General features: G+C 52.9%; 19 protein-coding genes, 1 tRNA gene and 1 pseudogene. 3 read left to right on the top strand and 18 right to left on the bottom strand.

Annotation, left to right across the window (positions count from 1 at the left end):
• Nucleotides 1-7: 7 nt before the first annotated feature.
• Entirely contained in the window at nt 8-433 is a 426-nt protein-coding gene (locus MO767_RS28005; protein ID WP_205894081.1) for a DUF305 domain-containing protein, read from the bottom strand.
• A 955-nt stretch (nt 434-1388) separates the two neighbouring features.
• On the opposite strand from MO767_RS28005, the pseudogene MO767_RS28000 reads away from it, so the two are divergent.
• Nucleotides 1389-1868, top strand: a pseudogene (locus MO767_RS28000) (OprD family outer membrane porin); the annotation flags it as partial.
• A gap of 115 nt (nt 1869-1983) precedes the next feature.
• Here MO767_RS28000 and MO767_RS27995 read toward each other — a convergent pair.
• The 15 genes from MO767_RS27995 to MO767_RS27925 form a co-directional block, all read right to left on the bottom strand.
• Nucleotides 1984-2316, bottom strand: coding sequence for a Rieske 2Fe-2S domain-containing protein (locus tag MO767_RS27995; protein ID WP_205894079.1), 333 nt, complete (start codon nt 2314-2316; stop codon nt 1984-1986).
• The gene (locus MO767_RS27990) at nt 2316-2630 is read right to left on the bottom strand and encodes a YciI family protein (protein ID WP_205894078.1); all 315 of its coding nucleotides are present in this window, start codon (nt 2628-2630) and stop codon (nt 2316-2318) included. Before MO767_RS27990 ends, MO767_RS27995 begins: the two co-directional genes overlap by 1 nt.
• A 3-nt stretch (nt 2631-2633) precedes the next feature.
• Complete coding sequence (locus MO767_RS27985) at nt 2634-3506, bottom strand: dioxygenase (protein ID WP_282483160.1); 873 nt, start codon at nt 3504-3506, stop codon at nt 2634-2636.
• A gap of 87 nt (nt 3507-3593) precedes the next feature.
• A complete protein-coding gene (locus MO767_RS27980) occupies nt 3594-4661 on the bottom strand; it encodes a maleylacetate reductase (RefSeq protein WP_205894076.1) in 1068 nt (355 codons plus the stop codon).
• A gap of 8 nt (nt 4662-4669) precedes the next feature.
• Nucleotides 4670-6133, bottom strand: coding sequence for an aldehyde dehydrogenase family protein (locus MO767_RS27975; RefSeq protein ID WP_205894075.1), 1464 nt, complete (start codon nt 6131-6133; stop codon nt 4670-4672).
• A 91-nt stretch (nt 6134-6224) separates the two neighbouring features.
• Nucleotides 6225-7244: a hydroxyquinol 1,2-dioxygenase gene (locus MO767_RS27970; RefSeq protein ID WP_205894074.1), complete on the bottom strand. Its 1020-nt coding sequence runs from the start codon at nt 7242-7244 to the stop codon at nt 6225-6227.
• Between the two features lie 66 nt (nt 7245-7310).
• Nucleotides 7311-7805 carry a hydroxyquinol 1,2-dioxygenase gene (locus MO767_RS27965; protein ID WP_205894073.1) on the bottom strand — a complete coding sequence of 165 codons (495 nt, stop codon included), beginning with the start codon at nt 7803-7805 and terminating at the stop codon, nt 7311-7313.
• A 126-nt stretch (nt 7806-7931) separates the two neighbouring features.
• Entirely contained in the window at nt 7932-8861 is a 930-nt protein-coding gene (locus tag MO767_RS27960; RefSeq protein ID WP_205894072.1) for a LysR family transcriptional regulator, read from the bottom strand.
• Nucleotides 8862-8946: 85 nt separating this feature from the next.
• Complete coding sequence (locus MO767_RS27955; protein ID WP_205894071.1) at nt 8947-9981, bottom strand: branched-chain amino acid ABC transporter permease; 1035 nt, start codon at nt 9979-9981, stop codon at nt 8947-8949.
• Nucleotides 9981-10844 (bottom strand): branched-chain amino acid ABC transporter permease, encoded by an 864-nt coding sequence (locus tag MO767_RS27950; protein WP_282483159.1) that lies wholly within the window; start codon nt 10842-10844, stop codon nt 9981-9983. Before MO767_RS27950 ends, MO767_RS27955 begins: the two co-directional genes overlap by 1 nt.
• A gap of 2 nt (nt 10845-10846) precedes the next feature.
• The gene (locus MO767_RS27945; protein WP_205894069.1) at nt 10847-11539 is read right to left on the bottom strand and encodes an ABC transporter ATP-binding protein; all 693 of its coding nucleotides are present in this window, start codon (nt 11537-11539) and stop codon (nt 10847-10849) included.
• A gap of 3 nt (nt 11540-11542) precedes the next feature.
• Nucleotides 11543-12268: an ABC transporter ATP-binding protein gene (locus MO767_RS27940; RefSeq protein WP_282483158.1), complete on the bottom strand. Its 726-nt coding sequence runs from the start codon at nt 12266-12268 to the stop codon at nt 11543-11545.
• 25 nt (nt 12269-12293) lie between these two features.
• Nucleotides 12294-13604, bottom strand: a complete 1311-nt coding sequence (locus MO767_RS27935; RefSeq protein WP_205894067.1) for an ABC transporter substrate-binding protein — start codon at nt 13602-13604, stop codon at nt 12294-12296.
• Between the two features lie 84 nt (nt 13605-13688).
• Complete coding sequence (locus MO767_RS27930; protein ID WP_282483157.1) at nt 13689-15035, bottom strand: outer membrane beta-barrel protein; 1347 nt, start codon at nt 15033-15035, stop codon at nt 13689-13691.
• A gap of 996 nt (nt 15036-16031) precedes the next feature.
• Complete coding sequence (locus tag MO767_RS27925) at nt 16032-16733, bottom strand: hypothetical protein (RefSeq protein WP_282483156.1); 702 nt, start codon at nt 16731-16733, stop codon at nt 16032-16034.
• Between the two features lie 902 nt (nt 16734-17635).
• On the opposite strand from MO767_RS27925, the gene MO767_RS27920 reads away from it, so the two are divergent.
• A tRNA-Ile gene (locus MO767_RS27920) sits at nt 17636-17711 on the top strand.
• A gap of 138 nt (nt 17712-17849) precedes the next feature.
• Here the strand turns inward: MO767_RS27920 and MO767_RS27915 are convergent.
• Together MO767_RS27915 and MO767_RS27910 are read right to left on the bottom strand one after the other, a co-directional pair.
• Nucleotides 17850-19265 (bottom strand): relaxase/mobilization nuclease domain-containing protein, encoded by a 1416-nt coding sequence (locus MO767_RS27915; protein WP_282483155.1) that lies wholly within the window; start codon nt 19263-19265, stop codon nt 17850-17852.
• On the bottom strand, nt 19262-19645 hold the full coding sequence (locus tag MO767_RS27910) for a hypothetical protein (RefSeq protein WP_282483154.1): 384 nt from the start codon (nt 19643-19645) through the stop codon (nt 19262-19264). Before MO767_RS27910 ends, MO767_RS27915 begins: the two co-directional genes overlap by 4 nt.
• A 656-nt stretch (nt 19646-20301) precedes the next feature.
• Here MO767_RS27910 and MO767_RS27905 point away from each other — a divergent pair.
• Nucleotides 20302-20430, top strand: coding sequence for a hypothetical protein (locus MO767_RS27905; protein ID WP_282483162.1), 129 nt, complete (start codon nt 20302-20304; stop codon nt 20428-20430).
• The last annotated feature ends 19 nt before the right edge of the window (nt 20431-20449 follow it).

Genomic DNA, 20449 nt, shown 5'->3' with positions numbered 1-20449 from the left:
GTGCGGCTCAGGGTTGGGCCACAGAGGGAGTCTGAGAGGGAGAAGCGACTGACGCTGGTAACGGAGCACCTATGGCCAGTTTCATTGCGGCAATTTCCTGCTGCTGCTCGACGATGATTTCTTGGGCGAGCCGTCTCAGTTGTTCGTTTTTCCCATACTTGAGAAGAGTCATCGCCATGTCGATTGCACCTTGGTGGTGTGCGCTCATCATGATGACGAAGTCATGATCGACGTCCCCAGTAGGCTCGACCTCCATTCCCTTCATCATCCTTTCCATGGCGACATTGTTTTCGCTAAGGAAGGGCGTACCTAAGCTGGAGTGGTTGGACGGATCAGCATTCTCCGTAGCCTCGTGAGCAATAGCTGGGAACGCCGCTATCAGGGCAAGAATTGAGAAGCTAATGCGGATTTTGTGAGCTAAAAAGATCGGCATGACGGATCCTCAATTTGAGCCCACAAGCAGGATGAACGAAGGAAGCCTTCACTCGACTCCGCCAAGATATGCTCCTATGAAAAACAGTGCCAAGCGACGTGTTCTTCGAAAGTCATCCGCGACCTATCCGGTTTGACTAGATCGCAAATGGATCCAAATTTTGTAGAACGCGTCGGCTATAACGCATGAATCTTCATATCGCCGTCATCAGATGTTGTCTACTGACAGGAATAACAATGACCGCTCACTACGTGCAAAATAATGAAAGGGCTTGGCCTGCCCATAACTTCGAGTAAAAGTCCCCCCTCTTGTTTCGCGGTCACCGAACGTACCCGCGATAGGGTATAGACGATGCCCATCGCGGCGTCGTCTCACCACGGCTGGTAAAATTTATGAACGCTGCCGCCCATCACTCATAGCATCGCCTCACCGGAATCGGCACTAGGCTAAAAGGTAGGTTTTGCCTGCGTCCTTGCAGGAGACTCCTCAATCGAGGCTATCATCATGATCAAAGATGGCGTTGGTGACATTGCGGCTGCGTCAGTGAACACCGCTTTGGACACCGTTCTAATATTGACAGCTGCCGGCCAATCCACAGCCTCCGCGGTCGAGTCGTCACGCATATTGACGATCGAATCCGTGCGGAGTCTCTTGGAGCAGCAGCTTGGGAACAAAAGCGCATCCGTCATTACGCACAAGCTAGCCACGTCCTCTGTGGTATGCGCTCCCGCGGCGTTGAGTTGCAAAGCGAAAAGCGGTAGGCGTGTTCGGATTACTTGAACCAGCTGCGTGAAAATTGAAGGCCCTCGGCAGTCTGTCCAGGGCCTATTTCTGCATCAGATATCCGGATCTACGACACCGTGTATTAGCTGCCATTAGCAATAATGACAACCAGTCCAAGGGCTGCTGGATCCGAAGGCTAGAGCCAGAGTTCGGCTCCTAAGCCACTGAGACTAACAAAACATGGTCCGCTATGTTCACCTACACCCTAGGCGGCCATGCATTCATGTTGGGCCACGTGAGCGTCAGCGATGATGGCGGGTTTGTATGGCTTGATCAGGGGAACGTTGTCGATGGCCGCAGCCGTCCGGAAGGCAACGGCGGCTCCACCTTTTACTTATTCACGAAAGCTAATGTTGGTACATTTTCACGAGCTGGCGAACAGACGAGCTTTGGTCAATATTCCTATGATTTTTCCAAGGTGGGCATACCTGGGCTCAAAGCTTCAGCGGCATATTTAAGTGGCGACCAAATCAAGGACGTCAGAGGTGGCAGTGATCATAAGGAGTGGGAGCGGGATCTCAGGATTGACTACATCGTCCCCACTGGCCTGTTGAAAGGATTCGGGACAACCCTGCGCCATGGCACGTACCGCAGTGATGGCTCGGGCATTGCTGACACGGACCAGACAAGGCTGATTTTTAACTACAGCTAGTAGTTACGGAGAAAGCCATCTTTCGAGACTTGAGATAAGAGGCGGAGTTGAGATAATCAATTTCGTCGAGGTCTCTCAAATCCGAGTGACATTCAACTCCTACCAATTCACTCCGTCATTGCAAAATGACGTGGCCGTCAACGCACTCCACTGCGACAGGTTCCAGGTGGGCTCCCTTGCATGGACCATCAATGCAGTGTCCATCTTCAAAACGAAAGACCGCACTGTGGTGAGCACACATCAAATACTTGCCCCTGTAGGTGCAAAATTCATTGGGACGGTAATCGAGTGGCACTGAAAAGTGGGGACATCGATTAATGTAGACCCGTACCTCCTCACCTTGGCGTACAGCGACCAACCCCGCAGCATGGAACTGCGTGTGTTCGGGCAGCCCCAGCGCACAGCCGTCTACGATGTCTTCCAATCGACATAGCGTAATGACAGCCATCACCTCCCCCTCGACTCTGGGTTACCGAGACTCCAATTCCAGGGTCTGATTTCTATGTTGGCGAACAATCCAGCCCGTACGTAAGGATCGTCGTTAACGAATGCCTCTACTTCAACAAGGCTCGCTGCTTCAATGACAAGCAGGGTCCCATTCATAGCAACGCCAGTTTCGTCGAGAGTTGGACCACCCAGTCGCACAACTACACGATGCGCATCGGTAGCCCGTAGATGCGCGCGATGGTCCGGCCGTAGACGTTGGCGTAACGCTAAGGAGTCCGGATGGTCGGTTGCGAATACCGCAAAAAATTGGCCCATGCGTCACACGGATTCCATGACGAATTCATAACTAGCACGTCTAAACGGCAATTGGATATCCAACCCAGCAGATAGGTCGTCGTGCGTAAACCGTTCCTCGTAGATAACCTGCAATGACTGTTTAACGCCAAACACTGCGTCGGATTCGAGATACGGATCATCGTGATTGAAGAGGTGCGTGACCAGCTTCTTATAGCCCGGTACCTCGATCATGAAATGCAAGTGTGCTGGCCGCCAAGGGTGACGCTTGGCTGCATTTAGCATCCGACCGACCGGGCCGTCGGTTGGAATTGGATAGCAGACAGGAACGATGGTGCGAATAGCGAAATAACCGTTGGAATCTGTCCGATACCGACCGCGGAGATTTCCAAATGGCTGCGCCGCATCTTGACCTGAGTACATTCCATTTTCAGCCGTCTGCCAAACGTCGAGTATTGCATTGGGAAGAGCATTTCCGCGGGTGTCGACAACCCTCCCACGAACCAGTGCAGCCTCTCCAGGGGTGAACGCCATGTTCTCGCCAAAGGCGCGCTCCGGCATCCCATCGATGTAAAACGGTCCGAACACAGTCGTATCGGTCGCGTTAGCACTGTGCCGGTGGTTAATGGCATCCACCAGCATGGAGACGCCGAGCGTGTCCGATAGAAGGATGAATTCTTGCCGCACATGACCGTCACATTTGTGGCCGGTTTCAGTCAAGAACTTGATGCCCTCAAACCACTCTTTCTCCGTGAGTTCGACCTCACTAACGAAAGCATGCAAGTGATGTGTCAGGCTTTGCATGATTTGCCTGAAACGCGCGTCAGGCGCGTCGTTAAAACTCTGTATTGCCTTTTCGGAGATCAAGCGCTCCGATGCTTTTTCGTCATTGGTCATTGTTGTTATTTCCGACGGAATTGACGCGATGCGACTGAGCAACCGAAACGCAGGATCGCTTCGGTTGGCTTGGGAGGCAACGATAAATCAGCTTGGTGCGGAGCCGTTCAGAGCGCGGCGCAGCAGCTCTTCAATCGGCCCTTGCTCGAATGGCCGCGGGTTATAGTAAGGGCTTGCACAGGCAATTTTTGCCGCTTCAGCCGGCCCCGTTTCTGGAAGCCCAATTTCAGCAAGCGACAACGGAATTCCGAGCTTCTGGTTCAGTTCGTACAGCAACCCACCCACTTCACTGGCGTCGCTGCCGCCTAAGGCTCGAGCAGCTCTTTGGAGTGGTCCCGCTGCTGCTTCCCTGTTGTAATTCGCAGCATGAGGCAACACGATTGCGTGTGCCTGAGCGTGCGGTAAATTAAACGTACCGCCCAATGTATGGCAAAGCTTGTGGTGCAAAGCCATGCCAACCGAGCCCAAGCAAATTCCAGCCAACCACGCCCCATACAGAGCTTGGCTTCGTGCCTCTAAATCATTCGGATCATTGACGACGCGTGGTAACGCCTGAGCCAGCGAGCGGATCGATTCTTCAGCCATGAAACCAATGATTGGATTGGCGTCTTCGGCATATAGCGCCTCTACGGCGTGGGCCATAGCGTTCATACCAGAACAGGCGGATATCTGCGCCGGAAGGGACAAGGTTAATTCCGGGTCATATATGACGGTCTTAGGTAGGACACGAGGATCACGACCTGTCTTTTTTAGCCGGTTTTCGGTGATGCCATAAATGGGCGTCATTTCCGAACCGGCGTAGGTCGTTGGAATCGCCACAATCGGCAATCCCGAGTCCATTGCGATAGCTTTACCCAGCCCAATCGTCGAACCACCACCAACAGCGACGCAGCAGTCAGCGTGAAGCCTGGACGCTTCGCCACGCGCTGCTTGCGCCATTTCTAACGGCACATGCATCACTGCTCTTGAATAAACGTCTGCTGCTCGATCTCCGAGCAGTTGCGCTACCTGCTCCCCAAGCCCGCGCTGCTCAGGTGTGGTTAAAATCAAGGCACGCTTGGCACCGAGGCGGTCAATTTCCTCAGCCAACGTAGATAGTTTGCCTGCGCCAAACACGACGCGCGTCGGGAGACTCTGGTAAACGAAGGAATTCATGATCAGCCTCAGCGCTTGAAATGGGGAGCTATTTTGGCGTCGACGTTAACCCAAACAGATCGGGCCTCCGTGTAATCGTGGATCGCTTCGAAGCCCATCTCGCGACCATAGCCCGACTGACCAACGCCACCAAACGGACTGCCTGGGCTGACACGCTTGTAGCAATTAATCCAGCACATGCCGGCATGGATGGCGTCCGCCATCTTGTGCGCACGTGTAAGGTTCTGAGTCCACAACCCGCTACCCAAGCCGTATTCAGTGCTGTTTGCGATAGCGAGCGCTTCTTCATCATTGCTAAAACGCACAACGGTGACGAAAGGACCAAATACTTCTTCTTGGCAAACGCGGTCTTGGTAAGAGGCCTCGACTACTGTTGGCTCAACATAAAAGCCGTTAGCCAAGCGTTCGTCATCGGGAGCTTTACCGCCAGCCAGGATTTTGCCGCCCTGCTCTTTTGCAACTTCGACGTACGACAGTACCCGATCTCGGTGAAGTGCCGATGTGAGGGGGCCCATTTCGGTCTCTGGATCCATCGGGTCGCCCAACCGAATGGATTTCGCCAGCGCGATGAAACGCTCGAGAAACTGGTCGGCAATGTCCTTGTGCAAGATCAACCGAGACCCAGCAATGCACGCTTGACCTTGGTTATGGAAAATCGCCCAAGCTGCGCCATTTACGGCCGCGTCCAAATTGGCATCTTCGAACACGATATTCGCGCCCTTCCCGCCCAACTCAAGCTGGATACGCTTAAGGTTGCCTTTGGATGCTTCGACGATTCTGCGGCCTGTCGCCGTTGAGCCGGTAAATGCGATTTTACCTACGTCCAAGTGCTCGGCCAGCGCTTGTCCGGCGGTGTGACCGTAGCCTGGAACAACGTTTACGACACCTTTAGGAAAACCGACTTCTGTCATCAGCTCCACAATGCGCAGAGTGGAGAGCGGAGTGATCTCGGAAGGTTTGATAACGACAGTGTTGCCGGCCGCGAGAGCTGGACCCATTTTCCAGCTGGTGAACATCAGCGGGAAGTTCCAAGGCACGATCTGACCCACGACGCCAATTGGCTTACGTTGGACGTAATTCAGAAAGCCGGCCTCAACTGGAATAACGGATCCTTCGATCTTGTCCGCCATACCTCCAAAATAGCGAAAGCATGCCGCTGTCCGCGGGACATCAAGGCCACGCGAATCACGAATTGGGTGTCCCGTATTGAGCGACTCGAGTTGTGCCAACTCTTCGCTGCACTCTTCGATTTTGTCTGCGAGCTTAAGCAGAAGGCGCCCGCGTTCTGCGGCACCCAATGCAGCCCAAGCAGGGAAAGCGCGTTTGGCAGCGGCGACAGCGAGGTCAACATCAGCCGCTTCCGCAGCAGCAATTTTGGTGATCAATGAGCCGTCATGGGGCGACACGACGTCGATGGTTCCGCCCGCAACTGCGTCAACGAATTGGCCGTCGATATAGAGCTGATTTTGCATAATGTATTCCTCGCGCTGTGCCGATGGCGCAGCCTGGCAACTGGATTCTTTTGCGCTAAGCCCGATGCGAACCGGGCTGTTCACGCGTGTCTTAGAATTCGATTGGGTACGGCTTCAGTTCGCCGCTCTCGTACCGTTGCGGCAGGTTCGGCGTCGCGTTTTCCCACACCAAGAGCATCGAACGTTTTGTTGAGTACCCTTGGTGACGGATATCTGCCGGCATAGCGCAAATGTCGCCGGCACGCATGGTGATGCGAGCGCGCGGATTGCCATCGTCTTTATCGCCGACATCCCAAATGATTTCGTCTGACAGTTGCAAGAACCACTCAACACGGTCGTTGCCATGGAAAACGGGCAGAATGAATTCTTCAGTGGTTGGGCAAAACAGACTTGCCTTACAGACCGAGGTAACACTCGGGTTCCAGGTTACGTCGGACCGCGACAGGTACTTGAACAGGCTGAAGGCATGCAATTCGCCTTCAAATCCTTCGGCCGCGTGAACTTCCGGCTCATCTTGGGAGACATCGATGAATTGGCGATTTACCGGCAGATCGTTGCGCAGCGGCGAGTCATCCGGCAGGCCCGGCATGCGCTTTGTGGCGATGCGGAAGCGTTCGATGGCTTCAATGTTATTGCCGTTTTTTCGGCCGAACGCCGTGCCGGTTTCTTCCGGTGCTGCAAACGGGTCAAAGGTGGCGTTGACCCAGTCGCGCAGAATGGCTTTGAACGTTGCCATGATTAAAGGCGTTTCAAAATTCTCGGTGTAATTGACTCCAGCGGCTTTGAGCGTCCCATTGAACGTGCCGGCATACAGGTCAACCTTGCCATAATAGTTGCGAGTGCCGATGACGTGGTCGAAGTTGACCCAGCCGTAGAAGAACCCCCAAGCGACATCGCGCATCATGGCACGAAGAAATGCGTCGATTGGGATCAGGTGCGATCGAGTCTGCCCCTTGGCTGGCCAGGTGATGCGAGCAAAGTACTCATCTCGCGAAAGTTCGAAGGCACCGAGTTGGAACGAGCGGTAACCCGTTACGGCATGGGGTTCGCTGGCTTTGACTTCATCGTCGGCAAAGGTTGCGCCATCAGCGGCGTTTTCAAGCATGGCCATGAATGTATTCCTCTTGTTGCTTTTGTATGGAGGTGGCAGCAGAGCTGAACAGCTCAACCAAATTGGTCACTTGATGCAGATGTCTGCCCATTTCTCGATAGACAGAGGACCTTTGATTGTCTGTTGCAAGATCACGCCTGGACGATCTGCTTCAAATCGATAGGCGACACCGGCTGGCAAAATGCACTGATGGCCGCGCTTGAGCAGGACGTAGCCCATAGGCTTGCCCTCAGGAATCTCGCCCGCCAGTTGAGTGCCTTCGCCGGTGACCAGTGGCGTGCTGAGCTTCAGGAAATCGACCCGGACTTCACCGTCCATAACCACAGCGAACTCGTCGTGCGCGGCCGTGTACCAAGGCGATTGCCCTTCAGCGCGCAGAGTCTCAATCACGTAATCGAGGTTCAGTCCGACGACTACTTTTTCGTAAGGAAGGGATTTTTGCGCCACCTCGAAAATGTTCGAGAAAGCGTAATGGCTGGCTTGCCCGCTGATGAGTTCTACTGAACCTTTGCTGTAGTTCTCAAGCGAACCAAAAAACGTTTGGATTGCAGCGCTGCTCATGGTTCTCACCGTCTTGTTGTTGTAGTAACAGTGAGCCAACAGTACGACGCTGCTTGACTTGGAACAATTGGAGGTCTGACGACAACAGTGTTTGCGAAACGCAAACACTCATCCGACAATGCGCCGCTAGTGCACCCAGCCTCGTTCAAGCAATGGCTGGTCCCAACAAGGCTCCTCGCCAAATTTCCCCACTAAAAAATCGATCAAGGTTCGCACTTTGAGGGCCCTGCGCTGAGTCGCTGGGTAGACCGCGGAAAAATTGAACGACGAAAGGGCATACTCCGGCAAGACTGGAATCAGCTTGCCGCTGAGCAAGTCTTCGCTTGCCACAAGAGTCGGGAGGCAGACAATACATACGCCCGTCGACGCATAATCGCGAAGCATATGCACCGAATTTGATCGCACCTGACCAGGCAGACTCAGCTCTACCTGCTCGCCATCTTTCGTGAATATCCAACGGTTTCGCGAGGGGTAGCCTTCATACAAAGCAATCTTGTGCTGGAGAAGCTGTTGAGGGTGCGTGGGTACACCGAAATTTTCAGCGTATTCCGGCGAGATGCAGAACAATCGACGGACGCTAAAAAGCTTGCGTTCAATTAACGTCTCGGCCATTGGAGGGAACATCTGAAACGCCACGTCAAAGCCCTCCTCGATGGGATCCACCACCCGGTCGTTGACGATTACATCAACCTCAATATCGGGGTACAACCGGGTGAATTCAGCCAGCATTCTGCCGAAATGACTGATGGCGAATCCTGGGAGCATTTGCACGCGGAGTTTTCCTATCGGCTTGGCTCGCTGCTCTCTCATATGCTCAGTGAGTGAATTGAAGCTCGCCACCATATCTGCGCACTCTTTGTAGTACGTTTCGCCTACTTCAGAGAGGCGGACATGGCGAGTGCTGCGATGGAACAGCGGTGCGTTTACAAACTGTTCCAGTTGTTGGATGCGGTGGGTAATTACCGAGCGAGTTACGCCCAACTGCTGTGCAGCCCTGGCGAAATTCCCGGTTTCGGCAACTCGCACAAAAGCTTCGACACTGAGTAAACGATCCATAACGCGGGCTCTCTGGGAATCTTTGTTTTTATTGGAGTGTCGAGGTTAACGTGTCGGCATCCAGCACTCCACTGCCCGCCGATCGTTAACCGCTATGCGAAGCAGAAAGCCGTCGCTGCATCGGGAAAATTTGCCATCCGAATCGCTCATTGATCAACCCCCATACACCCTGCGGCGCTTTAAGCATCATGACCACCGCGACCAGCCCCAGAATGATCATGTACACCGCACCGTATTGCGCCAGGCATCCACGCAACACGAAGTAAATCGCCGTGCCGATCAAGGGCCCTTCCAGCGTGCCGATGCCCCCGATGATGACGATGAAAATCACCACTGCCGTCCAGTCCTGAAGATTGAACGCCGCATCCGGGGAGATACGCAGTTTTTGCAGGAAGATCAGTGCCCCGACCACACCTGTACTCCCCGCGGCCAGCACGTACACCATTAGTTTGGTGCGGAAGGTGTCGACGCCGAGGCTGCCGGATGCCGGCTCGGAATCGCGGATCGAAGCAAGTGCCAGACCCTGTCGCGAGCGCAGCAAAAAGAACACCACTGCCACCGCGGCAATGGCGATGGCCAGCGCAGTGAAGTAAATCAGCATCTCCCGCTCGTCCCGATCAGTACCGATCTGCCTCACAATTGTCGCCGGCAAGCTCTGCCCGGAACCGCCGCCAAGACTGCTCATCTGTGCGAGGCCAAGACGGAATACCTCAGCAACGACCCAAGTGCCAATGGCAAAGTAGGCCCCGCGCAGTCGGAACACAATCAATGCGGTAGGAACCGCCAGCACCGCAACCACTACGCCGGAAAGCAAAACCGCAAACAATGGCGGCACACCAAACCGGGTGGACAGCATGAACAACAGGTATCCTCCCAGGCCCACAAAAGCCTGCTGCCCGACGGACACCATGCCCGCGTAACCCGCCAACAAGTTCCACATCTGCGCCAGCGCCAGGTAATAAGCGAACTCCACCACTAGCCGCAGACTTGAACGGTCCGCCCAAAACGGCGCACTGATCAGAATCAAAACGCAGATCCCTAGCAACGACAGACCAATAAGACTGCTGGTGGTTGTACGTTGCACACGAAAGTCGAGCGCGGAATTATTTAAGACATTCATCAATCGACACTCCGGGGAAACAGGCCACGCGGGCGCACGACCAAGATCAGCAGAAACACAAGGTGACCAGCAAGGATTTGCCAGCCGGGATCGATTTTTGCCCCCAGCGCTTGGGCAACACCAAGAATTACTCCGCCGGCCAGGGTGCCCCACAGACTACCCAAGCCACCGATGATCACTGCTTCGAAGCCGTACAACAGCCGCGCCGGTCCCACCGTTGGGTCAAAGCTCGTGCGGATCGCTAAGAACACTCCGGCAATCGAAACTACGGCCATCGCGAGCGCCATTGCCAAGCCAAAAATATGTGCGTTGTTCACGCCCATTAGTCGTGCGGTGTTCTGGTCATCCGACGTTGCGCGAAATGCCCGCCCTACGGCGGTTTTGAAAAACAGTAATTGGAGTCCGCCGATGATCAGCAACGCGCTGCAAAAAACAATGAGTGGCATGACACCCACATTGAGGCTTCCGAAGCCCACGCTTGCTACTTCAAGGTCGCCCTGCGAGAGCTTTTGGCTGTCCGCGCTGAAAAATTCGAGGAGCACGTTCTGCACAATAATCGACAGCCCGAAGGTCACTAGCAGCGGTGGCAAGATGTCTTGACCGAGCGTTCTGTTGAGCAGCAGACGTTGAAGCAAATATCCGAATACGAACATGAGCGGTACGACGATGAGCAGGCTAGCGAGCGGACTGAGTCCTAGATGGTTGACAACCATGAGTGCGAGGTACGAAGCCAGCACGATGAAGTCGCCATGCGCAATATTGACTAGGCGCATGATGCCAAACATCAGGGAAAGGCCCACGGCAAACATCGCGTAAAGGCCACCGAGCAACATGCCCTGGATAAGTGTATTGAGCCATTCCATAACTAGATCCCGAAATACGCGGCTTTGATCTGAGCTTTATCCGCTTCCCCTGGACGTCCGGTCAGGGAGACGCGCCCCTCCTGGAAGCAATAGAAGCGGTCGCATACACTCAGTGCTTGATTGATATCCTGCTCGACGAGAACCAACGTAGTGCCGTCAGCTTTGATTGAGGGTAATGCTGCGTATATGTCCTTGATCGTGGTCGGGGCCAGTCCCAAGCTGATCTCGTCACACAGCAGCAGTTGCGGGTTCGCCATCAAACCTCGGCCTATTGCGACCATCTGCTGCTGGCCGCCAGAGAGTGCTGTACCAGGACGGTTGCGCATTTGATCCAATACCGGGAATAGCTGATAAATGCGTGCAAGATTCCAAGGCCCGGGACGTTTGCTGTAAGCACCAATCAGCAAATTTTCCTCAACGCTGAGCGAAGGAAACAACTTTCGGCCTTCCGGCACCAAGGCGATGCCCCGCTCTACAACCTGATTGGCAGCCATGTTGCCAATGGCCTCGCCGTTGAAGCGAATGGAGTCGAGTTGATTACTGATCAGCCCCGCCAGCGAGCGTAGGAAGGTCGACTTGCCAGCACCGTTAGAGCCGATGATGGCCACGGTTTCCCCGGCATCAAGGGTCAGACTGATGTCGAACAGCGCTTGGAAGTCGCCGTAGCCGGCACAAAGTTTTTCGATGGTTAGCATGCGTCAGCTCCCGATGCCCATGTAGATGTCCTGAACCCGAGGATCGGCCATCACGCTCCGCGGTTCGCCCTCAGCCAGCTTCGCGCCGAAGTTGATCACCGTTAGGCGACTGACCACCGCTAGCAAGGCGTGTACGATGTGCTCGACCCAGATGATGGCAACGCCCGACTTATGAATTCCCTGGATGGTCTCCACCAGCGCCAAGCATTCCGGCTCAGTCAGCCCGCCGGCGATTTCGTCGAGCAGCAACAAACGCGGCTGGGTCGACAACGCGCGGGCCATTTCCAGACGTTTGCGGTCGAGGAGAGTTAGTGAACCGGCAAGCACATTGGCCTTGCGCATCAGCCCGGTCAGCTCCAGGGTTTGTGCACACCATTGGCTGGCTTCCTTATCCGGCAACCCGGCACCGAAAGTCGCACCCACCAGCAGGTTCTCGAATACGGTCATTTTCACGAACGGATGGGGAATCTGGTGAGAGCGGCCGATGCCTTGCTGGCAGCGCTTGAAAACCGGCACGCGGGTGACGTCGCGGCCCTCGAAATGGATCGAGCCCTTGTCCGCTGCCACGCCGCCGGCGATCAGGTTGAACAGCGTACTCTTGCCCGCGCCGTTGGGGCCGATGATGCCCAGAGCTTCTCCCGGTTGCAGGTTCAGGCTCATGGCGTCTGTAACCTTCACCGAGCCGTAGCTCTTGTGCACGTCACTGATTTTCAGAAGTGGCTCTTGCATGGTGCACCCTTGTCCAGTCGCGCGATCAATAGGTAATTGCCTGCATCTCGCCGCCCAGCGGAATCGCCGGCGCGGTCGTGTTGCTGGTGATCACCAAGTCGTACTTATTGTCTTGGCCCAAACGCCACTGGCCGCTGACCAGCGGGGTCTTGGCAACGTTCTTGACCGGCCCGCCATTCCAACTGATCGGCCCGACCACGGTGTTGAGGTTGGTCTTGAGCAAGGCATCCCGAACCGCGTGGGCATCACCGACCTGTTCTGTGCGTTTGAGGATGTCCACCGCCAGTTCGAACAGTGCGTGCACAAAACCCAGCGGCTGTGTCCATTGTTTGCCGGTGGCTTGGGTGAAACCCTGGGCCAGTTGCCCCGCACTTGCGCCAGTCAACGAAGAGCTGAACGGGTGCGTCGGGCTCCACCAGATTTCCGTGGACAGGTTGTTGCCGGCCTTCCCCAGCGCCTCGACCGCAGTCGGGAACAAGAGAGCTTTACCCACCGAGACTGCCTTGGGCTTGAAGCCTTGCTGCCGAGCTTGGGTCCAGAAAGTACTGAGGTCAGGTGGAATCACCACACCGGTGACGATCTCGACTTCCGCTTTTTTAAATGCTGCAATTTGCGCGGAGAAATCGTCGGTCAGACTTTGGAAGCGACCTGGGTCGACCAGTTGAAAGCCCTTTTGTGCGAGTACCGGCGGGAAGCCCAACTTCGGATCGCCCCATGCGTTGCCGTCGCCATCATTGGGGAACAGGCCGCCGACCACCTTGTTAGTGGGCATCGCGCCCCACATGGCGGTGTAGGTGCCGATCACATCTTCCAAACCCCAGAAGAAATGGTAGGTCCACTCGAAACCCTGATCCGGTTTGCCGCCCCTGGTGAAGAACCATGGCTGCCATGGCGCCACTGTGGAAATGCACGGAATTTCGTTGATTTCGCACTGATCGGACACGGGGTTGGTGGTTTCCGGCGTCGACGACACCAACATCAGGTCGACCTGGTCCGACAGGATCAACTCGCTGGCCACCTCTGCCGCGCGATTGGGGTTGGACTGGCTGTCCTTGACGATCACTTCCAGGCGATAAGCTTTGCCGGCAACAGTGATGGTGTTTTTCAGCGTTTGCTTGAGCGATTCGATGATGTAATTGTCCGCTGCGGCAAAGGGCGCCAGCGGGCCGGTCTGCGGACTGACATAGCCGAGTTTGATCACCCGCTCGCCGCCGATGGCGAAGTTGAACGGCAGACTCGCCAGTGCCACGCCACCGGCGGCGACACCGGTACCGCGGAGGAAATCGCGCCGGGAAACGTCGCGGCCAAACAGGTTTTTATCGTTGTTGTCTGTCATGTGAAGGCTCCAGCCTGGACGAACAGGATCGCAACGTGTGGCGGGGCCATCACGCAGGGTCAGGGGAAAACCGGAAGAGTCGGGTCAGAAGAACAGCGTTACGTCGAAGGACGCCACCACCTGCGAGTCCTTTTGCCCATCGGCATAGGCATCGCGGCCGGGGCCGGAATGGAAGTCGTAACGTAGCTCCGGACGCAGGCGCACGTTGGGGGTCGGGGTCCACGCCAAGTTGGTGGTGACGCCGTAGAAACTGCCCCATGTCGGGTCGGGAATCCCGGTGTCGGGGTCGATGTTGGCCATCATCACGTGGACCGGCGCATCGGTGTAGAACCATTCGGCGCGGCTGTTCCACATCAGGTTTTCGCTGAGTTTGTGGTACCAGTTCAGGTCGGTACCGTACCAGGTGGCGTCATTCTTGTTGGCGAAGCCGGCGAAAGCCCCCTGCTCCTGCTTGCCGTAGTTCAGTTCCAAGGCCACACGGTTGTTCGGGTCGAGCACTTGCGACAAGGTCAGGTAGGAGGCCAAGCGTTTGTAGTCATCGTCCTTAGTCCCGGCCGGCAGCGGCGAGCCGCAACTGCACTCGGCAAAGCTGTCGCCGGCGCCGTTACCGTAGATGTTTTCCCAGTCAATCCAAGTGCTGAAATCAGCCGAGCGCCAGCGCACGTTGGCGATCACGTCCGGGTCGTGGTTGGGGTCTTGCAGGTTGTTCCAGCCCTGAACCACACCCAGTTCGAAGCCCAGCATGCTTTCCCCGGGCGCCGAGGGCAATTTGAAGGAATACAACGCGCCGGCATGTTTCGCCGGGCCGTGCATGAAGGAATAGGTGTGAGAGTAGAAGTCAGTTGGTGCGGGGGAAGGCAAGGCAAAGCCAATCTCATTTTCCAGTGGTGTGTGGAAAATCCCGATCATCAGATCCGAACCGCCTAGTACCGGAAAATAGAAGTCTACGTAGGCCTGAGCGATTGTGAAGGCTTCGTCTTCGGCCTTGTTGTCGCGATTAACCCCAAAGTCCTCGTCCCAGCCGTAGGTCTTGAAATAGCGCGCATCCTTGCCGTAAAGGGTCGTGACGTTAAACCCCCAGTCAGCTTCTTGCGGCATCGGACCGGGAAACGGACCTACACGACCGACCACATTGCTTTTAGCTTTCTTTTCTACGGCCAACGCGAACTGATTGAGGTTTACACCCTCGTCGGACGTAAAGAAGCTCTGTTTGCTGACGTCATCCGTGCCGTTATTGTTGTAGCTCATACCCGCCTGAGCCCAACCGTAGACCTTGATTCCATGGTCACGCTCCATACTGTCGCCGAATATCCCGCGAGCCAGTGAGCCCATTGGATCGTCGGCGGCCGAAGCCGTCGTGGGAAACAATACGCCGCCACCCATAACGGGAGCGAACAGGGTTGCCGCACAGAACCATGCACGAATGTTCATACCTGCCTTCCTCTTATTTTTATTAGATGCCATACCCCGACTGGGGCATCAGTCCGAACGCAAGGTGAAACGCGATGAACTCGCTCTTGATAAGTCTTGGCTTGGACTCCACCCGATCGTTGGCGAATCGTGGTGTTCGGCGCATTGGAGGCTACAAGCCCGCTACTGCACCAACAATTCCATTCTCGGCGACTTCAGTGTTTGCGTAATCAGAACAATCGCGCACATAGGCTCGGATTCTGGAACCCCGCGCGAAGCTGCCGCGGTAACGAAGAATACGAAAGCGTGGGTGAAAACGATGACTAAGTGGAAGGCTTCTGGCTGAATACGAGCCTGTCTCACTCTCAAGCGGTTCCTGAATACCTAGGTCCGCGAGCGAAGCAGCCGTCATTGCGACGAAGCTTCAACAGCACTGTCCGTCAGCCCGACAGTTATGACAAATTCCGCAGGTTGGGCATTTATGCTCGACTGACGGGGCAGGTCGTCATCCGTCAGAAACTCCAACACCCTTGCTGAGCTTATGAGAGTAAAGCTTCCGTCCGCGCCGGCATTTGCCTTTCTCAACGTCATATTTCCAAGGATGAAATTCATGTCTGAAGACGAAAAACACGGATCGTACAAACCGATACCAACCTCAGTTCCGCCTACCTGCAACCTCTCTATCAGGGGCATGCCCTAGGACGCCCCGTGGAGGGAGGCATTCCAAAAGGTGATTCTGCAACTGATCGTCAACTGCGGTGGATTTATGGATTTATCGCAGTTGGATGGAGTGACGATAGGCTTCGATTACGATAATGCTCTAGCTTCGGTCGACTTGGGATACGAGTTGATCAGCTAATCCAGCCACTCGGCTTCTTCGTAAATTGGGACAACCTTTGACCGGCTTCGCCGAAGCTGACCAGCGGGTTCGAGGGTGGTTGCCGATCGTTCTCATGAAAGTCGACACCCAATTACGCACCCAATTACACCCATTTCGAGCCTAAGGATGGGTGGAAATCAACCCGTGATGCTCTTCCTTAGATCTTTGAACATCGCTCTGCCCTCCTTCGCAGCTGTCCGCCCATCACGTGGACCTTCAATTTTACCCTGACCAGCCACGTCGTCTTCCATGCATGCCCCAAGGGCGCACCAAGCGGCACGTATGTTTAGTAAATCATCCAGGCTGTACAGGTCGTCGCCTTTGAGGCCGGTACGGTGCTGATGCCTCAAAATTCTTGAAGAGATTTCCAAGATCGAGCTAATGATGGACTGTGCATCTACTCCATCAATTGGCCCTTTCGGGAACGCTAGGTCACTTTTCTGGCCAGACATTGCGCTCTTGATTAAGCCCGTCTGCACTTCTATCACCGGTTTGATGATCCCGCTGAATTCGCCAACTTTGGCCGATTGATCACCGAAATCGGACCGAGTCTTCAGGACTGGCGTGCCGCCAAGTTTTCCTGATGCTGCTGCCTCGATGAATGCCTTGTGAATTCTGCTGATCTGTTTCGCTCTCCAGAACTCAAACTCAGCCGCTTGTTCTGCTGAAATTTCTGGATGCGTGATGGTCTCGAAAAGATCAAACGAGGCGATTTGCTCAGTTGAGCTTTTGCGGACGCCCTTGAGGGGTTTCTGATCCGCGTCGAACGCGACAACAGCAATTGAGACTGATTTGACAACTACAACTCTGTCACAGTTTTGAGTCATGCGAATATACATTGATTGCTACTCCTTATTATCGTTCTTATGTTTTTATTATAACATACTAAAAATTATATCTAAAGCACACTTATTAAAACGCAAATAAATCATGATACTTTTAATATTGCGTTATTTTGTGACGCCTGATTATCTCTGAAGCCTCTTTGCTTTTTTTGAAGTCAGCGAACTCATCTTCAAAGGTGCAGTAAAAAAGGCTTACCGCGTTTAACCCATTCGTCATGAAGCAGCGGGTGCCATCTTTGCGAGGTTTTTCCCAAGCGATTTCTGTACCGCGTCTTTGAAGATGAAGAGAAATGCATGACCAGATTGGTCATAAACGGCTTCGTATTTCCCCGGCTCATCTTTTTCGAATGCGCCCTTAAACTCTACCAGAATGTTTGTGCCAGAAATGGCGAATCCGGTGTATATCGGTGTTTAGGTGTGCAGTCGATTGTTACTGGTTCGTACACAAGATTCACGAGTTCTGTAAGAAACATCCGAACTTCAAGCCACCTTTAATAAGGCTCGGAGGTTTTTGGAAGCTTTACAGCATCTTCAGGTACAGGAGGGACAGAACAATTTACTCTAGTATTCATTAAAATTTTTAATAATTTTTGCCTTCTAACTGCCATCGTAAATCCCAGTAGGGCACCGCGCCCGAGAGATTTAATGTTCTTAGGATCTGGATCAATTGGTGGCAACTATTATGAATGGTTAACTTAAATGGCTATAACAAAATTAAAACTATTTGACGGCCATACTTTATCTATATATTTACGTAAAAGTATTGAATAAAGCGTTTAGTGGATTCATAATAGAAGAATGAAACGGAAGTCCTAAAATTCCATTTGGTCATGATTCTGACGGTTCGGAAAGACGAGCAAAGGACCTACTTTTCTACAGATTTCCTATGTTTCATTGGCGCATAGCTCAGCTGGTCTAGAGCACTCGGCTGATAATCGAGAGGTCACTGGCTCGAATCCAGTAGCGCCACCACATACAAGTTTTTCTCGAATATACCTGAACGCTGATAAACCCCGTTGTAACCTCTTGACTCCGGGGTTTTGTTTTATTTGGGGGCAAAGAAACCAAAAAATCAGACCCACCGATCACTATTTCCGGCTTAACAATTTCTTATAAGTCAAGCCCGAGAATCGCTTCTTTTTCACTCTCGTAACACATTTTGGCGAGGCTCGATAATTGCTTTTTGGTTTGCACTAAGACACTCTCTTCCCAGTTCTCGTCCAGAACGAACTGACCGGTCGAGTCCACCACGACTGGTGTACTTAGCCGTAAGGCTGTCTGAGGATAATCGGCGACAATTGCATCTTGGTCGAAATGCACAGCCATCCCACGAAAAAGCGTGTCCATGATGTCCTGAATAAGATTGAACATTTCAGTGAGCAATTTAGCGACGCGCTCTCTTTCGATCTCAAGCTCGACCTCACTACGTGTTTTCTTACGCGTGGTGAATGAAATACCGAAGTTAAAACCCAAAAATAGCTGAGTACGGTCATTGAAGCAGTGAATGTTTGTACACTTGGAATGCTTGCTAAGGTAGGTTTTCAAACGCTCATTCGGCTTGCTGATCTTTACGTATGCGCGGAACAACACACCATCATTACGAACGGACTGCGCGTCTGGAGATGCTGTTGGCATACCTATGCCAAGCTTTGCGTTATCACGGGAGGACAGGTACGCAACACCGTTGCGCTGTAAGGACTGAAAAGTCAGCTTCGTAGCCATAATTGTGCTGCCGCTAATCCATCGACCGTCCTGCCTATCGAGTCTGTAGCTTACCCCCTCCACAACACCGTTTTCATCACGAACACGAATTTGGATGCCACGCTCTGCGAATCTATCAACAAGTTGTGACATATTTACCGGGCGGTTGTTCGCTTTAAAGATAGCCTTTGAAATACCTCTAATGATATGAGCCTGATCCATTTCAGGGTCACCTACACAGGGTTCTTTTGTCCACCCGTCACTGACAGGTACCGCCAAGTTGTATAGTTGTTCAATCTCCCTGACGGCATCCATTCCTTTAAATCTGTCGTTGCTATCGCTCACCAGCTCGAAGTGTGCCCCAAGAGCACTGCGCGAACTCAGGGGATCAGCTTCAACCAACCGAACTCTTGAGCTAACGATATGAGCGTGCTCACAATCTGTGTCTCGATGTATGACTGCGACGTATTTTGTCGTTTCATCGTACCCAAGATCACTCATGTACTTTCTCACGGCCTCTGTCCATTCTGCTGTCGTTAATGCCTCACCTTTCGATAAAGATAAAATGTAGTGACCACAGAGTTTCTTGCTTTCACCTTTATAGAGACGAGTATAACTTTCAAATTCGTGAATGAACGGCTCAACATCAACAAAAACCTTTCTCTCTCCCTCATCCATTATCTCGTAGTAGGGATTTTTTGATATCAGGTTTCCACCGATGAACTCAACATGCTTTCGTTTGTCGAAATCCTGGGCTCGTGCCGCAAACTCATAGACAATTCGGTTCCTAAAAGTCGGAGAGAATTCTTTACCCTTGCTTATCATTTTGATGCTCCATTTATTGTTATTGTTTTTTGGATTGATTCGTTCAGTTTGATTATTTTTCTCCGAGCGGAATCAGAGAGCACAAATGCTGCTGACGGCATGCTGGGATGGCTGCACAGATCATTCAAAGCATGTATATCGCTTGCTAGACCGCTTAGATAGGCTGAAATGACAGCTGATTTTGCGTCTAGACCAATATCCTTCTGCTTAATAAGTGCTAATGCTGCAAGCCTCAAAAATTGCGAGAGATAAGCATAACCGAATTTTTTGGCTGCTCCCTTGAGTTCTGCTGCTTCTTCCGGAGTTAAATACACTTCGGAAACTATAGTTCTGGGATTATCTTTTTTAGGGCGACCACCCTTGGATTTAACCTTTTCCATTAATTCACCTTTTATTATTTTTATTGGTGTTTTTGATTTTGGCGCAGAACCCGAAGGGTTTGAGCACAAGCCCGTTTCGATACCGTGCCAGACCGAGGAACGAGGTTTGGTACGGGGGAGAAACATAGCTTGCAATTCAAATCATTGAATATATTATATCATTTTAGTGTTGAATTTTTGAGACCTCATTAATTACTTTAACTGTTTACAGGTAAGGTATCCGACTTTGAACATGCCCTAAGCATGCGAAGATTTGCAGAACATAACGCTTGCTATGTGGATGTGCGCGTTTTAACCACCTGACACTAAAACGACTCAGTTGATTGGTCCGTCAAACTCAAATACTTTTGAATAAAGAAAATTAAACGTGAAGTGCATTCCGTTAAACCTTAATTTGCATGGAATAATGTTGAGTTCATAGATGAGTTTGCATGCACTCACAGTAAAATCTCTACGTGCTGAGCAGCTCCCCATTTTTTCTTTAGCAACCTTGGAGTGATGCGACCAGGCCGGGTAACCACTTATTAATATCGCGTGCTTCAGAATGCTAATGGCAAACGTTTCCGCGACTCAAGAGACTTGCCGTTAATTCACGCTGAGTCCAAACCGCCGCGTAAGCAATTTTGCCTTCTATTCCACTTCACTAGATAAAAACGGTGAATGTCTTTTTACACAGCCTGGGCTGGAATGACGCTATCAAAACCCAGATTGACCAGATCGGGTTCGTCGACTACCCGCACAAGGTTGGTATCAGTGATGAAGTCGTCGAGGCTCTAGGAAAGTAAGGTGCTTTGACCTCAACGT

Source organism: Pseudomonas sp. UYIF39 (assembly GCF_029963765.1).
In the GTDB taxonomy this organism is placed as follows: domain Bacteria; phylum Pseudomonadota; class Gammaproteobacteria; order Pseudomonadales; family Pseudomonadaceae; genus Aquipseudomonas.
This window is presented reverse-complemented; position numbering and strand designations above follow the sequence as displayed.